Raw genomic sequence first — 24996 nt, forward strand, 5'->3', positions numbered from 1 at the left:
ACTTGTAACGTGGAGCCTATTTTACAGCTCTTTGAATTCACAACAACGAGTAGATTCCAACTTAAACAGAGGGGAATACCAGATAAAAACAGATATCTGCCTATAAAAACTTGGAAAACAATGACGCTTTCTCATAACACCACCGCGCTCATAAAGATCAATACCACAACCGCTGCAACTAATTGAGAAAGATAGGCGTACATTCTCAACTATAGGTAAACCTCCATGACCTTCATATTGGTAAAGTTCTTGTGCCAGCAGACAGCACTGATACTGTAAAATCTACCTTATTCAAAGGCAGCTTCGAAAAGACAGTCAGAGAACAGCTGACCTCTTAATGGAAAACATATGACGTCCAACTCATTAAATAAACGCAATGCCAGCACTGTAGTCGTACTCGATTTCGAAACCACCGGCTTATCACCGGATATGGGAGACAGGGCTATTGAGATTGGTGCAGTGCTATTGGAGAACGGTAAAATCACTGACCGCTTTCAGAAACTAATGAATCCAGACAGGCGAATCAATTCATTTATAGAGAATTACACCGGGATTTCCAACGCCATGATAAAGAGTGCCGACTCTTGCGCATCTGTCATGAAAGAGTTTGGCCAATTTATTGAAGGGCACAACCTGGTAGCCCATAACGCTTCATTCGATAAAAAGTTTCTGGATGCCGAACTGTTACTGGCTGATTCAAACTACAGAGGCTCATTTGCCTGCTCAATGCTAATTGCCAGACGACTGTATCAGGATGCTCCCAACCATAAACTAGGAACATTAGTACGATACAAAAACCTGCCAACAGAAGGCGTTTTTCACCGAGCCCTGGCTGATGCAGAGATGACAGCTCATCTATGGCTTGAAATGCTGAATGACTTGAATAATTCACATCAACTGGATCACATACCGTTCAGTCTGATGAATACCTTATCACGAACACCAAAGCATTCCGTTGACAGACTTCTTACCAAACACAAATCAGCCCAACCGATACATTAATACGTTTTTATTATCCCTTAAACACAAAAAAAGCAGCACTCTAGAGTACTGCTTTTCTCAGACCCTGCCTAAACAACGTCATTTAGCTGTGCTGTGTAGCCAGTCCTTACAGAGGACGGATATCTTCAGCTTGTGGACCTTTCTGACCCTGAGTTACGGTGAACTCAACCTGCTAGCCTTCAATCAGCGTCTTGAAACCTTCGCAAAAAAAAGAAAACCCCCTATAAACCACCGAAATACTATTAACCACCCTCACAACAGCAGACCACCTCCCTACTCTGACCTATATAAAACGTAAATCAAAAGACAGAATTGCGAACTCTACTGTTTGGCCAGCCTAACCATACCTGCAACAAAATAGATTATTGTTATTGTCGCAGATGACCTTCGATCATACGACTGTCGAACCAGGCACTTCCAAAATTGGATGAATGAACTTTTGGAACGCCCATACGAAAAAAGGCGATACTCGAAAGTATCACCTTTTTGTACCTTGCTCAGAGCAAAGTTATATAGCTGTTATAGCCAGTCCTTACAGAGGACGGATATCTTCAGCCTGTGGACCTTTCTGGCCCTGAGTTACGCGGAACTCAACCTGCTGGCCTTCAGCCAGAGTCTTGAAGCCTTCGCCAACGATCTGACGGAAGTGAGCAAACACGTCAGGACCGTTTTCCTGAGCGATGAAGCCAAAACCTTTCTCTTCGTTGAACCACTTAACAGTACCGGTAGTAGTAGACATAGTCATTTCCTATCTATTAACACAAAGTTGCCCTGCATTGTCTTACAACAATATAGGCGTAAAGCTAGAAGTTTTGTTGTTACTTATGAAGAAGATGACGGGCTACTACACCCAGAACATTTAATCTAAACATAAAGAATCAAACGCACTTGTAACGTGGGGGTCATTTTACACGGCTTTAGGCGATCGGCAACAAGTATCTTTGAAAAAATTCAGGTAATTATACGAGTTATAGAATATTTCCGCCTATAAACAGCTAGCGCCTCCAGATATTTTGTACAACAAACAGTCAGTTACCGATATCTGATCGCCTGAGATCAGGAAAAATGACTGTTCGAATAATTTTCAAAGGTTATCAGCACTAATTTTTTCAGGTTTCAACAATTCATGGTTACCATTGAACAAATCAGAAGCGATATATCGAATAATGGCGTAGGTATAGATAAGGCTGCCATTGATGAAAAAACCAAATACCCAGTTATCCAGCTGAAAGCCCCAGGGTTTAAAACCCTGAAAGACCATCAAAACCGATAGGAAGACGACCTGTGCACATAACAGGGTGAATATTTTTCGGTCAAATTTTTCCCGGTGTTTTCTGCGGGATCTATGCCACTCTAGCTGCTCTTCCTGAAGGGTCTGTAAGGCAGTGACAGACTCCTCAACAACATTTTCTATCAAAGACTCAGGCTTACTGCTGCTCGTCTGTTGAGAAAGCTTTTTGATAATAGCGTTTTTATTATTTTTTACTTCAGCCAACCCTGGCCTCCAGATACTTATCTCAGGCCAAGCACACGTGCTCGTATTTTTACAGACTGTTCACTGACACCAAAAGAAGCCGCCACCAGCGAGGGAATACCGGTCCACTTCTTCCAGGCATTGATAAAATGCTGTTCGGGCATAAGAATTTCAGCGGCAAAAGTATCCGCTTCTTTTTCTTTAGATGTTTTCGGTCCGGGTTTTCGATAATCCACAAAATCCTGATCATCGCTGCCTTCATTAAGGTGAAGAACAATATGACCTATTTCATGGGCCAGGGTAAACAGCTGGCGCCGCGCTGTATCTTCACTGTTCAGGTAAACCGTTTTTTCGTTGTGACTGACAGCTCCGGCGATGCTTCGGGTGGAAGTATCCGGCTGAAAATATTCAAACGAGTAGCCCAGGTGATCGATCACTTTATCGACCGGAACAGGAAGTTGACCTCCGGCACCTGCACTGTTCAACAGGCCGGTCGCCAGATCCCTGATCTCTTCTCTTGATCTTGTATATTCCATTGCAATTTTTATCGTCAATACGGATTGCACGATGACAATCTAACCAGAGTTTTTTTCGCTGTCCAGTTTGACGACGCTAAAATAAGCACTGCCAGCCATTAAACAATGACTGTCTATTAGAGCTTCTGTAAACATTACTATTAAAGAGAGCCTTGGCATGCCTGACACCAAACCGCCCCAACTCAATGTACTTGGTCTTCCTATCGAACCCTGCTGCCTTGACCCTGTCACCGGCTTTTTTCGCGATGGCTATTGTCATACCAGCCCTATGGATACCGGCATTCATACGATCTGCGTTCAGACAACCAAAGAATTTCTTCAATATTCAATCAGCAGAGGGAATGATTTAAGTACACCAAAGGAAGAGTTCGGTTTTCCTGGGCTGAAGCCCGGAGACCGCTGGTGTCTTTGTGCTCATCGCTGGCTGGAAGCTTATCGAGACAATCAGGCTCCCGCCGTTTTTATACTGTCTACCCATATTAAAAGTCTGGAAGTGATTCCGCTGGACATACTCAAATCAAAGGCTCTGGACCTTTCATAAACACCACTCCACCCATCAAGCAACTTCTATAACTCTATAGATTTAATAAGACACCTGTGCTATCAAATTAAAGGCTTTTAGCCGCTGAATCATCCACAGGACAATAATAATGATAAAAAAGGATGTCATCGTCGTTGGTGCTGGCTTTGCCGGTATGCAACTGCTGCATCATTTACGGCGGGAAGGTTTCAATGCACTGATACTGGAATCAGCCAGTGAAGTCGGCGGAACCTGGTTTCATAATCGCTATCCCGGCTGTCGCTGCGATGTTGAGAGCATGCAGTACTCCTACCAGTTTGATAAGGAACTGGAACAGGAATGGAAATGGACTGAACTCTACCCTTCTCAACCAGAAATTCTGGAATACGCAAAACACGTCGCCAGCCGTTTTGATCTGAAAAAAGACATTCAGTTCAATACTCGCGTTCAATCCGCAGAATACCGAAAGAATCATCAACACTGGCTGATCACCACGACGACGGGGGAACAGTTTCAGGCCCAGTTCTGCATTATGGCCACTGGCAACCTGTCCGTCCCGAACACACCCAGATTTAATGGTCTTGAAGATTTCAAGGGTGAGGTCTATCACACCGCCCGATGGCCTGAACAGCCCGTCGACTTCACAGGCAAGCGAGTCGCTGTTATTGGTACAGGCTCCTCCGGTATTCAGGCCATCCCTGTCGTTGCTGAACAGGCCAGACAACTCACTGTTTTTCAACGCTCTGCCTCATACTCGTTACCGGCCGGAAATAGGCCGCTGAGCACAGAAGAGATTAATAACACCAGAAACAACTACCAGCAGCTACGAGATAAGGCTAGCCAGTCCTTTGGTGGCGTAGTATTCAAAGGTGAAGTGAATGAGCAGTCTGTCTTCGATGTGAGCGAAACCGAACAACAGGCTGAATTTGAGCAGCGCTGGCAAGACGGCGGTGTTGGCTTCACCCACAGTTACAGCGATCTTCTGTTGAACAGCGACGCCAATGAAATAGCCTCTGAATTTATTCGCAATAAAATACGCACCATCGTCAAGGATAAAACTACCGCTGAGTTGCTCTGCCCTACTGATCTATTTGCCTGTAAACGCCCATGTATTGATACCAACTACTATGACACCTATAACCGTGACAATGTGTCACTGGTCAGCATAAAAGATAATCCTATCGAATGCTTTACAGAAAAAGGACTGATCACTGATAACACTGAATATCAGTTCGATGCTCTTATTCTGGCGACAGGCTTTGACGCTATGACCGGCGCTGTACGTAATATAAAAATAGAAGGCAACGACCAGCAACGTTTAGATAACATCTGGAGTCAAGGATCTGACAACTATTTAGGGCTGGCTGTTCATGGTTTCCCTAATCTGTTTACGGTCACAGGTCCGGGCAGCCCTTCTGTATTAACCAATGTAATGGTCTCGATCCACCAACATGTGAACTGGATTACCGACTGCATCAGCTACATGCGGACAAAACAGCTTGGCTCAATTGAAGCCACCATTAAGGCGCAGACTTCATGGCTGGAACAGGTCAACACCATCGCTGGCTACACCCTGTATCCAAGCTGCAACTCCTGGTATCTGGGCGCTAATATCCCCAGTAAACCGCGACAGTTTATGCCTTATGCCGGAGGCGTACCTGGCTACAGACAGATTTGCCAGTCCGTCGTCGAGAATGACTATGAAGGGTTTCAATTTCAACCTGCAGGAAGCACAAGCAATGACCACTAACAATTACAAACGCTTCTCAGGCAAGCTGGCTATTGTTACCGGAACCAGTTCAGGCATTGGATTAGCTTGCGCCCGTCGCCTTGCAGAAGAAGGGGCAATGATTGCCGGCATCGATATAAAGGAAGGTGACTGGCAACAGGTCAAGGCGCTAAGCCCGGACTCTCGCTTTTATAAACTGGATGTCAGCGATGGAAGTGCAGTAAAGAAAACCTTTGAACAGGTGATAGTCGATTATGGTCGTGCAGACATTCTGTTGACTGCAGCAGGTATCAGTAAGGCTGGCCCCCTGCATATGCTGGAAGAGGCTGACTGGAACGACACCATCGACGTCAACCTGAAAGGCACTTACCTCTGCATTAAAGCGGTACTACCGACCATGATGAAACAGCACTCTGGCAGCATTGTCACCATTGCCAGTATCGAAGGTTTAAACGGAACCGAATGCGGCAGCGCCTATAACGCTTCAAAGGGTGGCGTGGTCATACTCACCAAGAATCTGGCAATGGACTACGGTCGTATGGGCATTCGCACTAACAGCATCTGCCCCGGCTTTATCGAAACTCCTTTGCTGGAACAGGCTATCGGACAGCTACCGGCCTTTAAAGATGACATCATCAGAGAAACCAAGGTGGGCCGTCTTGGCAAGCCGGAAGAGATCGCTGCCGCCGCCAGCTTTCTTGCTTCCGACGACGCCAGTTATGTAAATGGCCACAGCCTGGTTGTCGATGGCGGTTACAGTGCCGGACACAGCCATGGCATTGTTGAACTGATGGGATTGAGCTGACCTCAGCTTATTGAAAGGAGCCTTGCATTCAGGGCTCCAGAACCACTTTAATGGCACCTGCTTTGCGGTCACCTGCGATTGCAAAGGCTTCTACGGCTGCTTCCAGCGGCAAACGATGAGTGATCAATATTTCCGGCAGCTCTGGCCTGTTGGCCAATAGTTGGGCTGCCACTTCAACATCTTTCACTAACCCCTGCTGACCATAGAGAGAAGACGTGTAAAAACGCAGGTTCTTCATTCCCATTTCCCGCGTAGGCAGCTGAACACCATCCCAGTAAGTCGCCAGCATCAGAACAATGCCGCCCGGCTTGCAGAGAGTTGCAGTCTGAGCCAGAGAGTCCGAGGTCCCAGCACAGTCTACTGCGACATCATACTCACCAGCGCATTCCAGTTTCGCTCCTAACCTTTCTCCCGCCTGTTTCTGGGCATCATGGCGCGCTGTCAGAGCAACGTCTTGCAAATGACTGGTAAGAATCGCTGTAACTGCCAAACCCACCGAACCAGCACCAATAACAGCTACCCTGCTCTGAGGTTGAAGATCAAGCATTCTCACACCGTGCATGGCAACAGCCAGCGGTTCAACCAGACAGGCATCACTGGCGCTGACATTATTGGGAAGAGTTACGATACTACGTTCCGGCACCAGTATTTCCTCTGCCATTCCACCTTCCCTGAAGACACCATGAATCATGCCTCCGCCAAGGCGGCAATAATGGTAATTGCCCGTCGTACACTGATCACAGTGACCGCAGGGAGCTAAAGGCTCAATGGCAACCGCTCTTCCATCAGGCAGTATGCCTGCTACTTCATGGCCAAGGGTTACGGGTGGTGTAAAGCCCGAATTAATAAGATGAAGGTCAGAACCACAGATACCGGAGGAAACCACTTTGACTCTAACGCCATCACCTGCTGGCCTGGCTACTTCCTGCACCTGAATATGTTTGTCACAGCAGCGAACGGCTTTCATAAATGTTCCGTTTATTCTTTTTGTTATTACTCTTCTTTGCTGGCCATTCTAGCCCGCCGGTTTCTCAGGCATTGAGAATTCTATAGAATAACTCTTATACCTTTTAGCGAGTTAAGAAAGATCATGGATATCAGTCATCTGCGGGAGAATTACACTCAGGCCGGACTGGATCGGGACACCCTGGATGAAAACCCGTTCAGCCAGTTCGATCTCTGGTTTAAGCAGGCTCAGGAAGCACAACTGCCTGAACCTAATGCCCTGAGCCTTGCGACTGCATCTGCTGACGGTATTCCCAGCCTGCGTACGGTGCTGCTGAAATACGTCAGTGAAGAAGGCTTTGTCTTTTTTACTAACTACAGCAGCAACAAGTCCCGGGAAATTTCCGAGAATCCCAATGTCGCCATGATGTTCCCTTGGATCAGCCTGGAGCGTCAGGTGATTGTCCGTGGTCGTGTAGAGAAAATATCCAAGACAGATTCCCTGCGCTATTTCACCAGCCGCCCTCACGGCAGCCAGCTGGGTGCCTGGGTATCTCACCAAAGCTCCGTTATCACCGGCCGTAAAGTGCTGGAAATGAAACTGGCGGAAATGAAACGTAAATTCAGTGAGGGTAAAGTGCCACTGCCTGACTTCTGGGGCGGCTACCGTGTCGTTCCGGAGAAAATTGAATTCTGGCAAGGTCGCCCAAGTCGTCTTCACGACCGCTTCCTTTATACCCGTCAGCAGGATAATCAATGGCATATTGAGAGACTGGCACCATGAGTCGCAGAACCGCTGCAACTCTTGCTGTTCGCGATGAACTGATCAAACTGGTGGAAGTAAACAACCAGTTTCGTGATGCAGTACTGGCAGACCACACTCTGCCAGTCTGGGTTATGAAAGAGATGGACGAAGCTCAGTCTGACCGGGCTCTGGCGGCCGAAACGGCCTGCCGCCTGACGTACAATGAACATCAGAACAAACAGGAAACCGCTCGACTTCCGGGCATTGTCGGTATTTCTGAAAAGACATTAATCATTGGGCATCAGCTGAATGAAGCCAGAGATAGCTTCAAAAAGGCCATGTCTGATTATCGCAAACTGTTTGGCGACAGTATTCAAGCCATCGAAGAAGCATCGGAAAAGCTAAGAGATGGTTTGCTGGGTGGACTGAAAATCCAGCATATTCATTTTGTTCAAAGCTATCGCCAGCTGAAGCTGTTTGATACAGCACCCAAGAGGATTGGTTTTAGCTGGGCGGCCCATCACAGCGGCTCGGTTCGCTTAAGTGCTTCTGAAGCCATTGAACACCTGCAAAAAAAATATCTGGCTTCTGCAGCAATCCAGAAAGATATTGAAGTTCTGGCGCAGATGCCAAAAACAGAACCGGTAATTATCAAACGGCTGCTGGCACCTCACCTGAGAGCCAACCTGACCTGGCATAAAGATATCGAAACCCTTCGCAAGCTGGATAAGGATTTGAAGAAGGAATACCCCGGACAGATTAATGTACCACTGCCCGTCTTTGTAAAACTGGATAAGTGTGCGCCGCTGCCGGAATTTAATCGTATTCGCCCGTTTGATCCCGCTGCCAAGCAGGAACGCTTGACTCGCAGTGATACCAAACTGGTTCGAATCTCCGACAACCCTCATTCCAGAATCTACAGGTACGCATAAAGCCGCTATAAACGAACAATCAGCTCCGGACATTTACTGCTATTTTTATCTGGCCAGTTTCTTCCGGAGTTTTTTTATGCTTGATAGCATTCGAACAGTCTCAATCTCACTGATGTTCTTATCCCTTCTGACAGGCCAGGTACTGGCACTTCCTTTGGAAGAACAGAAACAAGAGCAGCAAGAAGAGCCTGATCTCGTATCTGTCACTGAGCCTTCCACTGAAAAAAAGATTATTAAAAACGTACCCAACCACCCTTACAGCACTGTTACATCAAAACTGTATCCACTGGCACTGGTCAGCGGTGAAACAGGTGCAACACTGGTTGATTACGAACAGGGCAGAATCGTTGCCACTCTGAACTTAAATGGTAGTGCCGCTAATTCAGGTCTCTTCGTAACCAATGGCGGTGACGAAATCATCTATGTCATGGCTTTCAATAACCTTCCCGGTGCAGGCAATACTGTTTACGCCTTCCCCCTCAGGGACGGTAAGGTATCGTCAGATCGTCTTGAAGTAGCAGATTTCCCTGGCGACATTTTTCCCGGCAACAGTTTCTCTCTTGCCGCAGATAATCAGGGAGAATACGTTTATTTTGTCAGCCTGGAGACCAGCAGCTGTGATGACAGCGGCCACTGCACAGGTAAACGCTGGTTGAACCAGGTCACTGTCAGCGACAAAGACGCGAAGTCAACAGCCATTGAGATGCCTGCCTGGCATGGGTATTCAGCTGATGGTGGAGACCACGGATTAAGCCTCACCGCAAACGGCGAAACAGCTTATCTTGCTCACAATCGGGAGACGTATCAGGTAACTGGATTGAAGAGCAACGTACAACCAGTCATTAAATCACTGCCTATTGATTATGGTGATGCCAACCTGATTAACAGCACTGGCAGCCAACTGCTGGTGTTTTCTTACGGGGATATTCTTGAATATTCCACTCAGTCGTGGCAAAAGCGAACACTTCTGGATCAATCAGGCAGCTCTCAGTCTTTTATTCAGAATGCTCAATTTTATGTTAAAGATCAGAAAGCCCTGTTCACCCTTCAGGATATCAGCGGTCAAAGCACACCTCTAAAACATTCTCCCAGACAGATTGCTGGCCACGTATCATCACGAAATTTGTTCCCACCCAATGAAGTGGTTTCAATTAATGTGAATGGGGAAGCAAGAGCAGAAACACTCTATCAACGATTTTTTACAGGACCTTATCCAACATCAGCCTGCTGGTCTCACGACGAAAAATATCTGCTGATTACACTCTGGAACGAGCTGAAAGATACAACAGAACTCGCCATTTACTCCTCAGTCAAACCCTGACCGAGGAGATAAACTCGAAACTTTATGCGTCTGCCTGAAAATCATTTTTCAGGTAGGCGTCCAGTTCGGTGAAGCCACCAATATACTTCTGGCCATGAAATACCTGCGGCACGGTTTCTACTGATCTGCCTACTGTCTTTTCCAGATCTGCCTTGGAAATACCTTCCTTATGAATATCTACATACAGGAATGGCAGGCTGCGATTTTCCAGAACTTCCTTGGCACGAACACAAAAACCACAACCTGGGCGACCAAAAACAGTGAAACGATCCATAACGCTATACCTCTGCTCTAACAAAGAGCGGCTAAATTGGGAAATCTCTATGCCGCTAACTATAAACAGGCAAACCTGATTCTCTAAATCGTTATTTTCTTGTATTTCGATAGAGGATATCTATAAGAAACCGAATATATGAATTCTTAAGCTGCATCCCCGCCACCGGCGGGAATACAGCCATTCAATATTCGGTTATGTGTGTCTGCACACTTAACAGAGAACCATGGATCATGGCTAAAAGAATAGAGCGGTTAACAAAGAATCTGTTTCACGCATTATTCAGCTACTTCACTATTCCGCTTCTTCTCATACCGCTGCTATTTCAATCACCACCCGCTCAGGCCTCCAACCTGATCAAACTGGCCCATAAAGCCGGTTTTAACAAGTGCGATCAGGCTATTAATGCCGAGTTTAAGGATCTCGACAAACAGGGTAATGCCATTGCTTCTACCGGCTATTTCAATAATCGAAGCTTTAATATTATGGCGACCTGGGGCTCGGAAGGGGACAGTGTCTGGAAGAACACCACCTTTATTAAATTTGGTCGCAGCTGCCTTGCTTACAGCGTGATAGGTATTACTTATCAGGAAGCCTGCTCAACGTATCAGAAGAAAAATCCTGAATGGTCTGAAATCCAAAAGCTGGGTGATTTCACCTGGACAAAGAATGAAGGTGGCGTAAGTGCCATTATGAAAGAGCCCTCTGAAGGTCGTTGCGAAATCACTTACAGAGTCCACCAAAACTACGGTAACCAACTGGGCAAATCAAAGAGCAAAAGTAAGGCAAAAGTTTCAAATTCGAAGAGCTCAGCTAAGGGCAGCTAACAACTGCCCTGTGTCACTCTTCAATCTAGCCACTACCTGCTTTCTTCCGGTTAAACCAAAGCTACTGGCCAACTGTTGCCAGCTTTGGTTCTGAAGCACTTTAGCCACCAGTAAGTCTCTATGATCGTCAGCAGCCTCTTGCTCCAAGAAACTAATTAGCAGGAGCTTTCGAATAGCCAGCTGGCAGCTTTCATAAAGCCGATCGGAATGAACAAATGATTCCAGATCAAGCTTATCACGAGTCGATAACGTCATCGGAGGAATCTGACAACTGCAAAGGATATTCCGAGCCAAAGCAGTTTCCATGGATTGCAGATGATCAGGCAGTTGTAAGAGCAGGTTTTCGGTAAATCGTTCAAGAATCTCTGGCAACAGCTTTTCAAACGCTGGTGAAAGAGGTTTGATGACCATCAGCGAATAGCCACCACTGCTGGCCTCTCTTACCAACCCCGCTCTAACAGATTGATAACCACAGAGTGACCAGAACCGAACCAGTTCTTCACTGGCACCAAAGCTGCTACCCATAAAATCAAGTTGCTGCTGTTGCGCGTATACCGTTAGCTTATCCAGAAACAGCTGGCCTATACCCTGCCCCTGCAGGTCTGGATGAACAGCTATACGAATAACCCGATAACCCTCAAAGCCAACAGCTTCAGGAAAACCGGCATGATTACTCAGTGACTGCGGTAAAAGGTGGCCTTTAACGCGCCGTTTACCCAGCCAGACTGCTTCCTGCAACTCATCCTCAATTCCGCCTTCTTTAGCCAGCAACGCTGTTGCAACCACAACACCTTCAAGCTTCATCACAAACACTTCAATGTTGGGGCCATCCAACAGGTGCCGAAGATCAAAAGGCCGGGTTTTGTAATGGGCGAGAACCAGCAGACCAAAAACCTGCTTCAACAGGTTTTCGTTGTCAGCCAGTTCGTTTCTATTCAGCTTTTCAAACTCGTAATCTGGTCGATTTACTTCTTTGGATTGAGAAACACTGTCAGGTTCAGCATTCAATAGCAGCGCCTGAAACACGAAAGCTTCAAGAGGATCATTGGCCGACCACCGAACCGGCTGATTGATGTGCATGCCTCGCCATTTAGGCGCCACTTGATCAAGCACTTTTTTAAACTTGACCGCAAAGCCTCGCCCGGTTCCTTCATAACCATGAATCGTGGAAGCAAACGCAATACGCGAACAACTTTTCAAAAGGGCTGTCAGAATTGAAACTGGAATCGCAGCTGCTTCATCCACCAGCATAAGGTCGCATTCAATCTGACTGACAGACTGAGCCAGTTCATCGGGTGCAATAAACTGAACAAAGCCACCCTGCCACTCAATTCGACCTGCAGAGGTTTCAGCACTGGGCAGTAAAGCGTCAGCATGCCTGAACATAACTTCAACCGCTGCCATTGAAGGTGCTGTGACGAAAATTCTCTGTAAGCCATTCTGCAGCAATTGAGCTGCAGCAATGCCCAATGCAGCGCTCTTACCACGACCACGGTCAGCCGTCAGTACCAGAGGCCGACGACGATGGCCCTTTGCTACACGAACTAAAGCATCTACAGCCTGTTGCTGCTCATGGGTCCGATAGGGAGCCTCAACATCTGTCACTGCCGTTTCTGAAATGGCTTTATAAGAGGCCATTATAAACGACTCAGGGTCTGACTCAGTAATACGTGTTACTGCTGTACTGCCCTCTACCAGAGAGGCCAATCGCTTCAAATAATAACTGGAAGCGGGAATTTCTTTATGAGGGTGAACACAGAGCCTTGAATGCTCGGGGTCTTTATAATCAGGCCAGCGGCTCAATTCAGGTGTTAATAGAATCAGTATACCGCCCGCCTTCAAACTGCCTGACACGGCACCAAAGGCATCAACATCAAACCCTGAATAAGCATTAAAAACAATCAGATCCAGCTCACGTCCCAGCCAGCCAAACACCTGTTTCGCACGAACCGATGTATGCTGAGTTTCCCGTTCACCAATCCATAACGGTATGGAAGCTTCAATATGGCTGAACATTTGTTCAGCCAACTGCTGCCCCCAGACCTCATTTCCAGCCAGAACCAGCAGCTGTCGGTGATTGTTGTTTTGTGCAGATTCAATAATCTGATCCAGCTGCTTCAGCACACTCAAGTTTCAGTCCTGTTTTCTCAGCCTTTATCAATGGGTCGGGATGGGTCGCGGCTCCATTCCATCCAGCCACCATCATAGACTGCAATGTTTTTATAATTCATCAGACTGGCTGCAAACCAGGCCAGACTGGCACGCCAGCCAGTACCACAATAGAAAGTCAGCTCATCATCAGCCTCTATACCCAGCTCCTGCCAGTAGCTTTCCATATCATGGTATTCCCGCAGTGTATTATCAGGATTGATATAGGCTTCCATATGATAAGGATCAGAGCCTGAATGCCCCCAGAGCGCGCCGGGGATCCTGCCAGCCTTGTCAATATAGTTGTAACCGCTGGTTTCTCCCTTATATTCAGCCAGGGAACGAACACTGATCAAAGCTTTATGTTCTTCGTGCTGAAGCTTTGCAACCCCTTCGGTGTCAGCAAGAATATCAGCGACGGCAGGAATCTCAGCACCAAAACTCTGAACAGCTACCGGCTGGTTTATCTTTCTTTCTATCGGATAGCCCGATTCAACCCAGGCTTTCCAGCCACCATTGAGTAACCGTACATCACCAACGCCCGCATACTTCAGAACAAACAGAGCTCTGGCAGCCGCCATCATATCATCGCCATAGACAACGACTGGCGTACTGGACTGAATACCCAGATTCAGCAGCTCTCTTTCAAGCCACTGAGCATCACGAATATTCCATAACGGCTCTGACTCAATAGAGCCTGTATCAAGGTGCAAAGCACCTGGAATATGTCCGGTCTGGTATCGCAGGCCATCGCCCCAGGAAACATCAAGCACCTTCAACTCGGGCATAGCTCTGATATGAGCATCCAGCCAATAAGGTGTTACCAGTCGTTGATAACCTGGTAACTTCTCTGGCTGATTACCTTTTGCCAGCCACTGGCTGAAACCTTCCTCAAAAATCAGAACTTTTTTCTTCGCAAAGCCCATCTCGGCCACCAGCCACTGCCCCAATACCTGGGCATCCTGCTTATCCTTACCATAAACAACCACACCTCTATCTGGTGTAATGCCTTTGGTAGCAAGCAGTTCTTTTAGCAGTTCAGGCTTTTGTTCCAGCCAGGCAACATCAAAGTTTCTTGCTTTGGGAATATGTCCGCCCACCAACCGACCATTAGCAGGCCAGCCGTTGTACCAGTTACTGTCTCTGGCATCCAACAGGGCATACCCCTGTTCGACCAGCAGTGTCATTTTTTCTGCGTTTACGTGCCTGAGCTCAATACGGTGATTCCAGAACTTGTCACAGGAAACCATCAAAGGCAGCACCAGCAGTAAAACAATGTATTTTAACCATTGAATCATGGAGTTGTATTTCTACAGCTAAGAATCAGGTCGGCCATTCTACCAATGCATACCGACCTGATTGAGAAGGGAATACCCCTATTGTTGGCAATAAAAGATTAACTGACCTTCTTAGTAGTTGCCGCTTTCTTTTTCTCTTTCAATACACGTTCTGCTTTCAGAATGATAACCGGCTGAACGGGTACGTCACTGTAAGAACCCTTTCTGCCTGTTTTCACAGCGCCAATGGTGTCGAGTACCTTCATACCTTCAACCAACTCACCAAATACGGCATAGCCAGGGCGACCTACTGATGCATTCAGAAAGTCGTTATTCTTCAGGTTTATAAAGAATTGAGCCGTGGCGCTGTCCGGATTACTGGTTCGAGCCATGGAAATCGTACCACGGCGATTACTCAAGCCATTGGTGGATTCGTTCTTGATGGCAGCAGAAGTGGATTTCTTTTCCAGACTTGCACTGAAACCTCCACCCTGAATCATAAAGCCATTAATCACACGGTGAAAAATCAGGTTATTGTAATAACCCTTATCTACATAAGAGAGAAAGTTCTTAACAGTGACAGGTGCACGCTCAGGGTTCAGGCGAATCACCATATCCCCCTTATTGGTCGACATACGCACATCAATCGTTTCAGCCATCGTATAGCCGGAAACAACAATGAGCAGGCCTGCCAACAGGAAACTCTTCATTTTATTCAACACTGAAAATCCTTATTAATAAGTCGTCGCTTTATTTTACTGAACAATTATAAGAATGCGTAGAGCGAGTTTAATACTCACATTAATATCAACACCCACATCCCAGACCAGCCAATTTAGTGACTAACAACGATCTTTACTCAATTATTTTATTCAGACATTCGACGCATTTAATTGTCAACTATAGATTCTTGAGGCAAGTCAAATTTTAACCATTTAATTGCTATTTATGCGTGAATTCACTGAAAAGAAAGAATAGGATTTCTGCAGCTCAAGACTGATCACCAAAAAACAGTACGGGTCAAAATTTCAATACATCTGATCATTCGATTTCTTTCGGAACGGGGACTTTTTGTCCGAAAAAAACAGACATGATCAGAGCGATTAAAGACACACAGGGGTTAATATGTACCGTAAAAGTGTTCTGCCATTGGCAATTGCTGCCGTTGTAGCAGCTTCTTCAGCTCAGGCCAGCTTTAGTAATTTTATTGATGATGCTTCTGTAAAAGGTAAAGTCCGTGCTGTTTACATGAAAGTTGATGGCAAAGAGGGAAAAAATGACGCCGGAGCAGCTACGGCAGGCGCCATGATTGATTTCCGCTCCGGTTATATTTTTGACACTATTGGTTTTGACGCCTCTTTCTACGGCATCAAGAAGCTGGACTCTGCTGAATACTACAACAGCAAGTATGACTACTATGATTCCAAAAACCTGCTGGACGACAGCGGTAATGATTTCTCCAAGCTTGGCCAGGCTTACATCAAAGGTAAATTTGGCGATAAAGACGCAAACTTTTCTTTCAAGGCTGGTCGTGCCCGCATCTATACCGGTCTGATTTCAGGATCAGGTTCTCGCTCAATTCCAAGCTCCTGGCAAGGCATCGATACTGATTTCAACATCCATGGTTTGAATGTCGGCATTGCCTACGTTAACGAAGTCCTTCCGCGTGACCGTGCTGGCATGAAGCAAATGGTCACCGCTAGTGGCGAGCGGATCGACTCCATCGTGGGTGCAGAAGTGAACTACACGTTCGCCAACGGCCTCAGCCTGAAATATATGAATGGCTTCGCCAAGGATTACGTTAAAGGCCACCAGTTGATCGCCAAACACAGCTACAAACTGGCTGATGGCAGCAAGCTTGCTGTTGAAGGTAACTACCGCATTTCTCAGGAAAATGGTGACCTCTGGACAGGCACTGGTGGCTGGGGCGGTAATGGTTTCAAGGATCAGGCTGAAACTTACGACTTCAATGTGAAGTACTCCATTGGTCAGGCTTATGTCCGTGCAGGTCTGGGTTACACAAAAGCTGAAAACTACGATGATAAAACGGGTCGTCATTACTACGACTTTGGCAAGTACAGCTACGGCGCATGGAACACCTGGACTAACTCTGGCCTGATTGAAGAATTCTACTGGAACGGAGAAAACGTTGTCGCACTGGGTGCAGGCTACAAGTTCGATAATGGCTTGAGCATTGATTACAAATTCCGTCATGGTTCAGGAATCGACCTGGCTGTCGGCGGCAAGGCTTCTGAAAATGAACATGGCATCGACATGAAATACAAGTTCAAGTCCGTTAAAGGCTTGAGCACTCGTGTTCGCTACGCAATCTATAACCAGTCCGGTCTGGAATACAAAACGGGTCGCCAGGAAAACGACGAACAGCAAGTACGTGTTTACCTCGACTACAAATTTTAATTCTTTTTAGGAATTATGAGTTGAAGTTTTAATCCTGTAACGGATAATCCGTTACAGGATTTTTCCAGCACAAACAATCACATAAACGGACGACATTATATGTCTACAGTCAATAATGGACTGAAGCTGTTTACCGCAACAGCTCTTGCTATTTCTGTCAGCGCCTGCTCTTTTCTTCAGCAACAACCTGAAGTTACCTACGAGAAAGACAAGGTTTACAAACTGACTGTTCTTCACACTAATGACCATCACGGTCGTTTCTGGCAGGATCGTAAAGGCCGCTGGGGCATGGCTGCCCGTATGACTCTGGTTAACCAGATTCGTGAAGAGGTTAAAGCGGAAGGCGGTAATGTACTGCTGCTGTCAGGTGGCGATGTAAACACCGGTGTACCTGAGTCTGACCTGCAGGAAGCAGAGCCGGATTTTCTGGGTATGAACATGCTGGGCTACGATGCCATGGCCATCGGCAACCACGAATTTGATAACACCCGCGATATCCTGATGCAGCAAAAAGAGTGGGCAAAATTCCCATTCCTGTCTGCTAACATCATCGATGAAGCGACTGGCAAGCCTCTGTTCAATCCTTACACCACTTTCGAGTTTAACGGCCTGAAAGTTGCTGTTATGGGTCTGACAACCACTGATACTCCTGACCAAACCAGCCCTGAAAACGTTAAGGGCCTGGAATTCAAATCCCCAGTTGAAGTCGCTTCCAAGCTGGTTCCTCAATTGGAGAAAAAAGCGGATATCATCATCGCTTCTACTCACATGGGTCACTATACAAACGGCGACTACGGTGTAAACGCTCCTGGTGACGTTACTCTGGCTCGCAGCGTAGACGGCATTGATCTGATTGTTGGCGGCCACTCCCAGGATCCACTGTTCAAGCCGGACCAGCAGAATGGTACTTACATTGTTCAGGCTCATGAATGGGGCAAGTACGTTGGCCGTGCTGACTTCGAATTCCTGAACGGCGACCTGAAGCTGGTTGATTACAAGCTGATCGCAGTTAACGGCAAGAAAGGCAAGCCAACCCTCGCTCAGAACGAAGAAATGGTTAAACTGCTGAAGCCTTATAAGGACAAAGCCTCCAAACTGATCGAAATCAAGGTAGGTGCTCTGGACGAACGTCTGCAGGGTGAGCGCAGCGAAGTTCGCTTTAAGCCTACCAACCTGGCTGTTCTGCTGAACCGTGCTTTCATCGAAAAAACTGGCGCTGACTTCTCCGTAATGAACGGCGGCGGCATCCGTGCCAGCATGGACGAAGGTGAAATCACCTACAAAGACGTTCTGACAGTGCTGCCTTTCGGTAACACAGTAACCACGACTGAAATGACTGGTCAGGAAGTTGTTGACTACCTGAACGTTGTTGCTCTGAAGCCAACCAACAGTGGTGCATTCGCTCACTTTGAAGGCGCAGATATGACCATTGCTAACGGCAAGGTAAGCGATGTAAAGATCAACGGCGAAGCCATTGACCTGAACAAGACTTACAAAATGGCTATCCTGAGTTTCTCTGCGGGTGGTGGTGACAAATACCCTAACCTGAAAGTTAAGCCAGGTTATGTTGATACTGGTTTCGTAGACGCTGACGTTCTGCGTGAGTACATCGAAAACCACCCACAGCTGAAAGCTGAAGAGTTCGCACCAGAAGGTGTTGTTCGTCTGTAACAGCTTACTGCTGTAGATAGCCTACCGCTATTAAGCCCGCCACTTATCATGAGTGTGCGGGCTTTTATGTCCATGGATGGACGGTATGCAGGAGCAACGTCCTGCACCCATTTCGACTAAAAAATATCGGCACTAATCCGTTTCAATAGTGACAAACACGATCCCAATGTTGTAGCCTGACAGCCGAGAAGAAGAATAAAAACAACAAAAAACAGAGAAAATCTTATTCACCAGCCCTGCTGATCTAGCTCTCCTGATGAATATTTCTCGCAGAAAAGAAAGGAGCATGTCATGGATATGACCGAGATTTTCGCCATTCTTCTTATTGCTGCAGGCATTTATATGATGATTTCCATTGTCTTCTGGACTCTGGAACTGGGCATCTCTCCCACCCCAACCTCAAACCGCGTTAAACAATCCCTGAAACAACTGCTACCCGAAGACGTAGATGGCAAAGTCTATGAGCTGGGTTGCGGCAGCGGCTCACTATTGGAAATGCTCGACAATAAATACCGAAACAATCAGGTTGTAGGCCTAGAACGATCGCCACTACCATGGCTCATTGCCAGACTGCGTTTTGGTAACAACCGTGACACATTAATCAGTAAAGAGAACTTTTTGGGAAGGAATTTAACGGATGCAGGCCTGATCGTTTGCTATCTGTGCCCGTCACTGATGATGGCTTTGGCCAAAAAACTGAAAAGAGACTTACCTGAAGGCTGCCTGATCATCAGCCACACGTTCAGACTGCCTGGGTGGGAACCTGTGAAAGTACTGCAGGCTGATGATCTCTACAAAACACCTATCTATCTGTATCGGGCTGGATATTGCAAAGAGGAATTCTCTGGTCAGCCCTCTCAGCCTGCCAGCGATAGATTTCAAGCTGCTCAGGGGCACAACTGACACAACCCTTCTGACAGCCTGATTGCTCGCAGGCAATCAGTCCTTTTCTCAACCAGTGCTGCAGCATGCCTCGAACCGCATCAGGGTCACTGCGGAAATGCTGACTGATCTCAGCCAGGGAGCAAAGCCCCTGGCTGGCGATATAGTCTTTAAGCCTGACCAACAACATCAATGACAACCACGGGATTCAGGGAGTGATGACACCGGCACTTCCGCCATGATCATGCGCTGCCCCGCCTTGCGAATAAACAGGAAGCAAAGCGCCATCACTGCCAGCATTGCAGAAACCCAGCCTGTGGACAGCAGAGGCTGAATATTCACTATGGAAAGCTGGTAGTAGATAGTGGCAAAGGAGTAACCGATAAAGAAAGTCCATCCTGCAACAAACAAGGTCCAGCGAATGCCGGACTCTCTATAGATAGCACCGAGAGCTGCCACACAAGGCGTATAAAGCAGAATCAACAAAAGATAAGCGATCACAGCAGCATTACTGTCAAACAGCTGTCGCATGACACCAAAGGTTGTCATATCAACACCCTGTTCTTCAGCAACGGACTCCGTATCTTCGAGATTACCGACATTCAACCCCAATGGATCCGTTAACGCTGAAGCAACACCGGAAAGATTGGCAGGAATACTGGCAAACGCTTCATTGATACCCGCCATAAGACTGAAATCCTCATCACTTTCAGCCGGACTCCCCTGCCGGGCAATGGACGTATACATCGCATCCAGTGTACCGACCACGGCTTCCTTCGCCAGAATACCGGTGAAAATACCCACGGCAGCTGGCCAGTTGTCTTCCCGCATTCCCATTGGAGCAAAAGCAGGAGTGATTGTCTGACCAATCTGACTCAATACAGAAGACTCGGTATCCTGATTGCCAAAAGAGCCATCCGTACCAATAGAGTTGAGAGTATTCAGCACCACAACCACCATCACAATCGCTTTACCTGCTCTGAACAGAAATGCTTTAAGACGATCCCAGGTTCTGAGTACGACCTGCTTGGCTGAGGGCAAATGATAGTTAGGCAACTCCATGACAAACGGAGAAACTTCACCACTGAACATGAATTTCTTCAGAACAAGACCGGTAAAGACCGCTGCAAGAATCCCTGTAAGATAAAGGCCAAACACGACATTCTGACCAGAAGCTGGAAAGAAGGCCGCGGCAAAAAGCGCATACACGGGCAAGCGAGCACCGCAAGACATAAAGGGTGCCATCGCGATGGTCAGCATTCTGTCCTGCTGATTCTCCAGTGTACGGGTCGCCATAATGGCCGGAACATTACAACCAAAACCCACCAGCATGGGAACAAAAGCTTTACCGGGCAACCCCAGGTAACGCATCAATCGATCCATTACAAAAGCGGCTCTGGCCATGTATCCCGAGTCTTCAAGAATCGAAAGAAACAAAAACAGAAAAGCAATCACCGGAATAAAGGTCGAAACCGTCTGAATACCACCACCAATACCGTTGGCTAGAATTGCGGTCAGCCAATCCGGAGAGCCTATCTGTGATAACCAGTGACCCAGACCATCAACCAGTATTGTGCCGGTAAAAATATCAAAGAAGTCGATAAAGGCGCTGCCAATGTTTATGGAAAACATAAACATCAAATACATAATAAAAAAGAATACCGGTAAACCGAGCAGACGATTCAGAACCACACCATCAATTCTATCAGTGAGTTTATGGCTGATACTGCCTTTCTCTTTTACGGTGTCAGCAATCACTTCGCGAATAGCTTCATAACGCCCATTCGCTACCAGAATATCCACTTCGGCTTGAAACTGCTCTTCCAGTTTTTGGCGCTCCAGAACAATCTTTCCCTGTTGAGTCTGGCTTAGCTCGACAGCAAGATGATCACCCTCCAGCAGCTTGATGGCATGCCAGCGAAGCAGCTGCTCAGCTCCATCCTGATTAGTCAGCTCAGCAATCGCTGACTCCATTGCAGATTCATAGCGAATCGGTTCAGCAACTGTCAGACCATTTTCAAAGTAATCATTCAGATAGCTTTTCAGCTCATCAATACCCTGCTCTTTACTGGCAACGACACAGTGAACCGGACAGCCAAGGCGAGTGGCCAGAACGCTGGGGTCAACCACCATGCCTTTTTCTTTGGCAACGTCCATCATATTCAGGACGATCACTACGGGCAGCCCCATGTCCAGTAGTTGTGTCGTCAGATAAAGATTCCGCTCAAGATTGGAAGCATCAATAACATTAACAATCAGACGTGCATTGCCGGACAAGACAAAATCACGGGCGATTTTTTCGTCCATGGAAACCTGATCATCTACAACATCAAGGCAGTAAGTGCCCGGCAGGTCGACAACTTCAACAGGCTTTCCCTGATACTGATAAAAGCCACTGCGTCGCTCGACAGTCACACCTGGCCAGTTACCCACTCGCTGCCGTGCACCAGTCAGGGCATTAAATACTGTCGTTTTTCCGCAATTCGGGTTGCCAACAATGGCAAAGGTGTAATCGTTCATGCTCTGTCTACCTCAAGCACGTCCACCTCAATCACTGCTGCTTCATGACGTCTCAGGCTTAGCTGGAAACCTCTGACCTGTAACTGAATGGGGTCACCCAAAGGAGCCACTCTTGCTACGACAAACTGAGTACCGGGAGTTAGGCCCATAGCCAACAATTTACGCCTATAAGCGGCACCTGCTGCTTTGAACGCCAGAACTCTGGCTGACTCTCCACTGCGGAGCTCTCCAAGTGTTACCGTCATTTTGATCTCCCTCTCACACCACGGTGTATAGGTGTTTGAGTACTCAGTATGACCAGAAATTGCGATCTGCAACTTTGGCCTGCAAAGCAATAATCGTGACCTGTTAGTCATTTAAAACGCAGTTGGTTGCGGAATAAAACGATTGTGCCAATTATGAAAAATAAAGCGTAAAACCGAGGTTCAAGAATAGGTTTAAATGAGAATAGTTACAATTTACCAAACATGTAATTAACATGGTAATTACCGAGACATCAGTCCGTGTTAACCAATAGGTTCAATGATTTTAGTCAATAGAGAGAAAGTGAGGGCTAATAAAAAAGGCCTGAAGATAAATCATCAGGCCTTTTTGAATACCAAACCAGACGGCTATTAATCGTAAGTAATTCGTGTTTTATTTTTTTCAATAATACTGGAACCAACAAATTTCACTTTATCCAGGTCATCGGTTGACTGGAAAGGCCCATAAGAATCACGATGCTTAACAATCTCTTGAGCAATTCTACGCCCTACACCGCTGAGTTTTTCATCAAGCTCCTGAACACTCGCTTTGTTGATATTTACTTTCTCGGGTGGAGCAGCTTTCTCGGCTGAGGCCATGGAGGAAAATGCAAGAATGGATGTAACAGCTATAGCGGACAAAAATGACTTCATAGTTAATACTCCTTGAACTATGCGACAATAATTAAGGTTGTCGTTCGAAAACCTTATCTAAAGGTTTAGTCAGAGCTACAAGCCTTAGCAAATCCCTTTACTCCGTATTAGCTCCCTTCTATTCCCTGAACCGGCGTAATCGTCCCCCAGTCGAGACAACGGGGGCAATGCCAATGCATCTCTTTGCCAGAGAAACCGCAACTGTGACATTGGTAGGCTGCTTTACCTTCAAGCATTTTATCAATCACTTCCTGCAACAGCCGGAGACTGGTCAAGGAACCATCCGCTGGCTTGTACAATTGCAGGTCAATCAATGCATTCAAGCCTTTCAGAGATGGGTTTCGACGAAGTTGCTCCGTCAGAAATTCAAGCGCAAAGCCTTCATCACGACTTTTAACAAGAATATTTGTTAAAGCCAGAACCACCGACGTATCAGGGTGCTCACTGAGACAGCGGCTCAAATACCCGGCATGAGCCCGCTCACTATTACTCCGCCCACTGGCTTTTTCCAGCAAATCCAGAGATAACGGGATATAACGGTAATTCTGTCGGGAAACCTTCTGCAGGGTACGAATAACCTCACGGTCACGCCCCTCTTCGAACTCAATACGCCCAAGTATCAGACTGGCTCTCACACAGTCACGGTCTCTGGAAAAAGCAGTACGAAGGCAGCGACGTGCGCCTGCCCGGTCATTACGATTCAGGCAATCCTCCGCCAGCTCACAGTACAAGTGAGCCAATCTCGGACCATAATACTCACCTTTGAGCCGGAACAGTGATTCAGTCACCTCAACCGCCTGCTGCCATTCTCTTTCCTGCTCATAGATTTTCAGTAACTGCTCAGAAGCTTCTGTGCGAAAGGGAGAGTTTTGACGGGACAGGTCAGCCAGCATGGCTTCCGCTCGATCGAGCAGACCAGCGGTCATATAGTCTTTCGCCAGCTCCAGCTGAACACGAACAGACTGATCAGGGGTCAAGCTGGGTCTTGCCAGAAGATCCTGATGAACACGAATGGATTTTTCTACTTCACCCCGCCGGCAAAACAGGCTGCCAAGCGCCAGATAGGTGTCGACGGTATCATTATTAAGGTCGAGCGCCTTGATGAAGGTCTCAATAGCCTCATCCGTTTGCTCATTTAGCAGGTAATTAAGACCCACAAAATACTCTTTGGAAAGAGGGTTTTGCTGGGCCTGCACCAACTGTTTCTTTTTCTCTGCTCGCCCAAACAGATAGCCAGCAAAGATAGCCACCAGTATCAGAGCCAGCAAGGCAATGTCTGGCATCAGCTCAGACCCTTCAGGGTATCGCTTCGCAGTTTATGAATTTCTGCATCTCTTCTACCCAGTTTGCGCCGGTAGCTGGCATTAAGCAGCCTCAGCTTGGCTAGAGAAAACATTGACACCAGAAGACCAGCAAGACCACCAACAATAAAAGCTATTACAGCGACTGATGACGCCTTGATTTCAGGCATGACACTGCCAGCAAACTGGAACTGAACCATCTGAGGGTTCACCATGACAAAATTAACCAGCGCTATCAGGAGTGCGACAACTCCCAGCAACAACAGCATTCTTTTGAGCCATACAGCAACAACAGAGACCATATCCTGTTCCAGAATTATGTAACCAAACAAGTATATTAAGAAAAGATTGAAGCAGGATTATTTGAGCATACTTTTATTCACTCTATCCCGCATTTCCTTACCCGGTTTAAAGTGTGGAACATATTTCCCACTCAGGGAAACCGATTCCCCCGTTTTAGGGTTTCGCCCTATTCTTGGGGCACGATAGTGCAGCGAAAAGCTGCCGAAGCCGCGAATCTCAACCCTGTCACCCATGGCCAGCGATTGAGACATTTGCTCAAGAATAGATTTTATGGCCAATTCGACATCCTTGATGGGCAGTTGTTCCTGCCGGGCTGCCAAAAATTCTATCAGCTCAGATCGGGTCATTATGCTCTTCCTTTCCCTGCACCCTCTGATGATACCTGAGTTTCAGCTATCAGACAGTAATCTCATTGATGATTACTGTTACTGCTTGCCATCCCAGGCATTAACGACTTCTGAACAACAGCG

Annotated in this window: 26 protein-coding genes and 1 pseudogene; 11 read left to right on the forward strand and 16 right to left on the reverse strand. The window is 47.0% G+C overall.

Translation table 11 applies throughout. The annotated features are described in order from the left end of the window. Nucleotides 1-348: 348 nt before the first annotated feature. On the forward strand, nt 349-1002 hold the full coding sequence (locus EOPP23_RS15775; RefSeq protein ID WP_153766950.1) for a PolC-type DNA polymerase III: 654 nt from the start codon (nt 349-351) through the stop codon (nt 1000-1002). A gap of 106 nt (nt 1003-1108) precedes the next feature. On the opposite strand, the pseudogene EOPP23_RS21550 reads toward EOPP23_RS15775, so the two are convergent. The 4 genes and pseudogenes from EOPP23_RS21550 to EOPP23_RS15790 all read right to left on the reverse strand — a co-directional run. Next, nucleotides 1109-1201 (reverse strand): annotated as a pseudogene (locus tag EOPP23_RS21550) (cold-shock protein); the annotation flags it as partial. A 333-nt stretch (nt 1202-1534) separates the two neighbouring features. Continuing rightward, nucleotides 1535-1741 carry a cold-shock protein gene (locus EOPP23_RS15780; protein ID WP_153766951.1) on the reverse strand — a complete coding sequence of 69 codons (207 nt, stop codon included), beginning with the start codon at nt 1739-1741 and terminating at the stop codon, nt 1535-1537. 345 nt (nt 1742-2086) lie between these two features. Next, nucleotides 2087-2497: a hypothetical protein gene (locus EOPP23_RS15785; protein WP_153766952.1), complete on the reverse strand. Its 411-nt coding sequence runs from the start codon at nt 2495-2497 to the stop codon at nt 2087-2089. Between the two features lie 17 nt (nt 2498-2514). Beyond that, the gene (locus EOPP23_RS15790; protein WP_153766953.1) at nt 2515-3012 is read right to left on the reverse strand and encodes an ImmA/IrrE family metallo-endopeptidase; all 498 of its coding nucleotides are present in this window, start codon (nt 3010-3012) and stop codon (nt 2515-2517) included. Nucleotides 3013-3169: 157 nt separating this feature from the next. On the opposite strand from EOPP23_RS15790, the gene EOPP23_RS15795 reads away from it, so the two are divergent. The 3 genes from EOPP23_RS15795 (at nt 3170) to EOPP23_RS15805 (ending at nt 6066) form a co-directional block, all read left to right on the forward strand. Next, nucleotides 3170-3553, forward strand: a complete 384-nt coding sequence (locus tag EOPP23_RS15795) for a DUF2237 family protein (RefSeq protein ID WP_153766954.1) — start codon at nt 3170-3172, stop codon at nt 3551-3553. Between the two features lie 109 nt (nt 3554-3662). Continuing rightward, nucleotides 3663-5282: an NAD(P)/FAD-dependent oxidoreductase gene (locus EOPP23_RS15800; RefSeq protein ID WP_153766955.1), complete on the forward strand. Its 1620-nt coding sequence runs from the start codon at nt 3663-3665 to the stop codon at nt 5280-5282. Further along, a complete protein-coding gene (locus tag EOPP23_RS15805) occupies nt 5272-6066 on the forward strand; it encodes an SDR family NAD(P)-dependent oxidoreductase (protein ID WP_153766956.1) in 795 nt (264 codons plus the stop codon). Before EOPP23_RS15800 ends, EOPP23_RS15805 begins: the two co-directional genes overlap by 11 nt. 28 nt (nt 6067-6094) lie before the next feature. On the opposite strand, the gene EOPP23_RS15810 is transcribed toward EOPP23_RS15805, so the two are convergent. After that, nucleotides 6095-7033, reverse strand: coding sequence for a zinc-binding dehydrogenase (locus tag EOPP23_RS15810; protein ID WP_153766957.1), 939 nt, complete (start codon nt 7031-7033; stop codon nt 6095-6097). 123 nt (nt 7034-7156) lie between these two features. On the opposite strand from EOPP23_RS15810, the gene pdxH reads away from it, so the two are divergent. The 3 genes from pdxH (at nt 7157) to EOPP23_RS15825 (ending at nt 10009) form a co-directional block, all read left to right on the forward strand. Beyond that, a complete protein-coding gene (gene pdxH / locus EOPP23_RS15815) occupies nt 7157-7795 on the forward strand; it encodes a pyridoxamine 5'-phosphate oxidase (RefSeq protein ID WP_153766958.1) in 639 nt (212 codons plus the stop codon). Next, nucleotides 7792-8688 carry a hypothetical protein gene (locus EOPP23_RS15820; RefSeq protein ID WP_153766959.1) on the forward strand — a complete coding sequence of 299 codons (897 nt, stop codon included), beginning with the start codon at nt 7792-7794 and terminating at the stop codon, nt 8686-8688. The genes pdxH and EOPP23_RS15820 overlap by 4 nt, the downstream gene beginning before the upstream one ends. Before the next feature lie 76 nt (nt 8689-8764). After that, nucleotides 8765-10009: a hypothetical protein gene (locus EOPP23_RS15825; RefSeq protein WP_153766960.1), complete on the forward strand. Its 1245-nt coding sequence runs from the start codon at nt 8765-8767 to the stop codon at nt 10007-10009. A 22-nt stretch (nt 10010-10031) separates the two neighbouring features. Here EOPP23_RS15825 and EOPP23_RS15830 read toward each other — a convergent pair whose 3' ends face one another. Further along, the gene (locus EOPP23_RS15830) at nt 10032-10283 is read right to left on the reverse strand and encodes a GrxA family glutaredoxin (RefSeq protein WP_153766961.1); all 252 of its coding nucleotides are present in this window, start codon (nt 10281-10283) and stop codon (nt 10032-10034) included. A gap of 233 nt (nt 10284-10516) precedes the next feature. Between EOPP23_RS15830 and EOPP23_RS15835 the strand changes: the two genes are divergently transcribed. Continuing rightward, nucleotides 10517-11110 (forward strand): hypothetical protein, encoded by a 594-nt coding sequence (locus EOPP23_RS15835; RefSeq protein ID WP_153766962.1) that lies wholly within the window; start codon nt 10517-10519, stop codon nt 11108-11110. On the opposite strand, the gene EOPP23_RS15840 is transcribed toward EOPP23_RS15835, so the two are convergent. The 3 genes from EOPP23_RS15840 to EOPP23_RS15850 all read right to left on the reverse strand — a co-directional run bounded on the left by EOPP23_RS15840 (nt 11093) and on the right by EOPP23_RS15850 (nt 15194). After that, nucleotides 11093-13234: a tRNA(Met) cytidine acetyltransferase TmcA gene (locus EOPP23_RS15840; RefSeq protein WP_370514802.1), complete on the reverse strand. Its 2142-nt coding sequence runs from the start codon at nt 13232-13234 to the stop codon at nt 11093-11095. The genes EOPP23_RS15835 and EOPP23_RS15840 overlap by 18 nt on opposite strands. Nucleotides 13235-13257: 23 nt before the next feature. Next, a complete protein-coding gene (locus EOPP23_RS15845; RefSeq protein WP_153766964.1) occupies nt 13258-14556 on the reverse strand; it encodes a rhodanese-like domain-containing protein in 1299 nt (432 codons plus the stop codon). A 98-nt stretch (nt 14557-14654) separates the two neighbouring features. Further along, nucleotides 14655-15194, reverse strand: a complete 540-nt coding sequence (locus EOPP23_RS15850) for a peptidylprolyl isomerase (protein ID WP_153767232.1) — start codon at nt 15192-15194, stop codon at nt 14655-14657. A 466-nt stretch (nt 15195-15660) separates the two neighbouring features. On the opposite strand from EOPP23_RS15850, the gene EOPP23_RS15855 reads away from it, so the two are divergent. The 3 genes from EOPP23_RS15855 to EOPP23_RS15865 all read left to right on the forward strand — a co-directional run bounded on the left by EOPP23_RS15855 (nt 15661) and on the right by EOPP23_RS15865 (nt 19527). Further along, nucleotides 15661-16953: an OprD family outer membrane porin gene (locus EOPP23_RS15855; protein WP_153766965.1), complete on the forward strand. Its 1293-nt coding sequence runs from the start codon at nt 15661-15663 to the stop codon at nt 16951-16953. Nucleotides 16954-17052: 99 nt separating this feature from the next. Beyond that, nucleotides 17053-18624 (forward strand): bifunctional UDP-sugar hydrolase/5'-nucleotidase UshA, encoded by a 1572-nt coding sequence (ushA, locus tag EOPP23_RS15860; RefSeq protein WP_153766966.1) that lies wholly within the window; start codon nt 17053-17055, stop codon nt 18622-18624. Nucleotides 18625-18915: 291 nt separating this feature from the next. Beyond that, nucleotides 18916-19527 carry a class I SAM-dependent methyltransferase gene (locus tag EOPP23_RS15865; protein WP_153766967.1) on the forward strand — a complete coding sequence of 204 codons (612 nt, stop codon included), beginning with the start codon at nt 18916-18918 and terminating at the stop codon, nt 19525-19527. Here EOPP23_RS15865 and EOPP23_RS21840 read toward each other — a convergent pair. The 7 genes from EOPP23_RS21840 to ihfB form a co-directional block, all read right to left on the reverse strand. Further along, nucleotides 19427-19696: a FeoC-like transcriptional regulator gene (locus EOPP23_RS21840; protein WP_153766968.1), complete on the reverse strand. Its 270-nt coding sequence runs from the start codon at nt 19694-19696 to the stop codon at nt 19427-19429. The genes EOPP23_RS15865 and EOPP23_RS21840 overlap by 101 nt on opposite strands. After that, nucleotides 19696-22026, reverse strand: a complete 2331-nt coding sequence (gene feoB, locus EOPP23_RS15875; RefSeq protein WP_153766969.1) for a Fe(2+) transporter permease subunit FeoB — start codon at nt 22024-22026, stop codon at nt 19696-19698. Before feoB ends, EOPP23_RS21840 begins: the two co-directional genes overlap by 1 nt. Continuing rightward, a complete protein-coding gene (locus tag EOPP23_RS15880; protein ID WP_153766970.1) occupies nt 22023-22271 on the reverse strand; it encodes a FeoA family protein in 249 nt (82 codons plus the stop codon). Before EOPP23_RS15880 ends, feoB begins: the two co-directional genes overlap by 4 nt. A 369-nt stretch (nt 22272-22640) precedes the next feature. Beyond that, nucleotides 22641-22922 (reverse strand): ComEA family DNA-binding protein, encoded by a 282-nt coding sequence (locus EOPP23_RS15885; protein WP_153766971.1) that lies wholly within the window; start codon nt 22920-22922, stop codon nt 22641-22643. 107 nt (nt 22923-23029) lie between these two features. Next, nucleotides 23030-24205: a lipopolysaccharide assembly protein LapB gene (gene lapB / locus EOPP23_RS15890; protein ID WP_153766972.1), complete on the reverse strand. Its 1176-nt coding sequence runs from the start codon at nt 24203-24205 to the stop codon at nt 23030-23032. Then, complete coding sequence (locus EOPP23_RS15895; RefSeq protein ID WP_153766973.1) at nt 24205-24525, reverse strand: LapA family protein; 321 nt, start codon at nt 24523-24525, stop codon at nt 24205-24207. Before EOPP23_RS15895 ends, lapB begins: the two co-directional genes overlap by 1 nt. Before the next feature lie 57 nt (nt 24526-24582). Beyond that, on the reverse strand, nt 24583-24873 hold the full coding sequence (gene ihfB / locus EOPP23_RS15900) for an integration host factor subunit beta (protein ID WP_153766974.1): 291 nt from the start codon (nt 24871-24873) through the stop codon (nt 24583-24585). Nucleotides 24874-24996 lie beyond the last annotated feature (123 nt).

This window comes from Endozoicomonas sp. OPT23, assembly GCF_009653635.1.
Taxonomy (GTDB): Bacteria; Pseudomonadota; Gammaproteobacteria; order Pseudomonadales; family Endozoicomonadaceae; genus Endozoicomonas_A.